Source organism: Streptococcus sp. HMSC076C09, from assembly GCF_001837905.1.
GTDB lineage: Bacteria > Bacillota > Bacilli > Lactobacillales > Streptococcaceae > Streptococcus > Streptococcus parasanguinis_I.
In genome coordinates this window covers 1-1,363 of the sequence record NZ_KV834635.1, presented here as the reverse complement: position 1 = coordinate 1,363, position 1,363 = coordinate 1, and the positions used below count along the sequence as shown (strand labels likewise).

Below are 1,363 nucleotides of genomic sequence, written 5' to 3'. Positions count from 1 at the left end.
TGAACTGCACCCCAAAAGTTAGACAGAAAAAATCTAACTTTTGGGGTGTTTTATAATGAAATTAACTTATGAAGATAAAGTTCAGGTCTATGAACTTAGAAAACAAGGGAGAAGCTTCAAAGAGCTTTCAAATATATTTGGGATAAACATTTCTAATCTTAAGTACATGATTAAATTGATTGATCGTTATGGAATAGAAATCGTCAAAAAAGGAAAGAATTGTTACTATTCTCCCGAACTAAAACAAGAAATCATTGATAAAGTTCTGCTTGAAAGTCGTTCACAAATAAAGGTATCTCTAGATTATGCTCTTCCAAGTGTTGGAATGTTGCATAATTGGATAGCACAATATAAGAAAAACGGGTATACTATTGTTGAGAAAACAAGAGGAAGGATACCTAAAATGGGACGTAAGCCAAAGAAGAAACCCGAAGAGATGACAGAACTAGAACGTCTTCAAGCAGAAAATGAGTACTTGAGAGCGGAGAATGCGGTTCTAAAAAAGTTGAGAGAACTCCGATTGAGGGACGAAAAAGAGCAAGAAGAAAAACGGAAATTGTCCGAGGATTGGTAACAGAGTTTGCTTTAGAGATTCTTCTAAAGATTATTAAGCTTGCCCGTTCAACTTATTATTATCATTTAAAACAGCTCGATCAAAGCGATAAGGATTATGATGTTAAAGTTGAAATTCAATCTATTTTTACTGAGCATAAAGGGAATTACGGCTATCGTCGAATGACTCTTGAATTGAGGAATCGTGGTTTTGTAGTGAATCATAAGAAGGTCCAACGTCTGATGAAGGTCCTTGGTTTAAGTGCTCGTATTCGTCGTAAACGGAAGTATTCTTCATACCAAGGAGAGATTGGTAAGAAAGCAGATAATCTTATTCAACGCCAATTTGAAGCAACCAAGCCAATGGAAAAGTGCTACACAGATGTGACCGAGTTTGCCATTCCAGCAAGCAATCAAAAACTTTATTTATCGCCAGTTTTAGATGGTTTTAATAGCGAAATTATCGCCTATAATCTTTCGACTTCACCGAATTTAGAACAAGTGAAAGCTATGTTAGACCAGGCCTTTACTGAGAATCATTACACAAATACAATTCTTCATAGTGATCAAGGATGGCAGTATCAACACCAGTATTATCATCGTTTTTTAGAGGATAAAGGAATTCAACCGTCCATGTCACGTAAAGGAAACAGCCCAGACAACGGCATGATGGAATCCTTCTTTGGCATTTTGAAATCGGAAATGTTTTATGGTTACGAGAATACATTTAAGTCACTTAACCAATTGGAACAAGCTATTGTAAACTATATTGACTATTACAACAACAAACGAATTAAGGTAAAACTAAAAG

At 35.4% G+C, this 1,363-nt stretch carries 1 protein-coding gene; it reads left to right on the top strand.

From position 1 onward, the window contains the following. Positions 1 to 55: 55 nt before the first annotated feature. Positions 56 to 1,363, top strand: a protein-coding gene (locus tag HMPREF2704_RS10750) for an IS3 family transposase (RefSeq protein ID WP_141760630.1) whose coding sequence is annotated in 2 segments (ribosomal slippage) — positions 56 to 497 and positions 497 to 1,363 — 1,309 coding nt annotated over the 2 segments. Because the reading frame shifts where the segments join, the coding sequence is not laid out codon by codon here. This gene is flagged as partial in the annotation.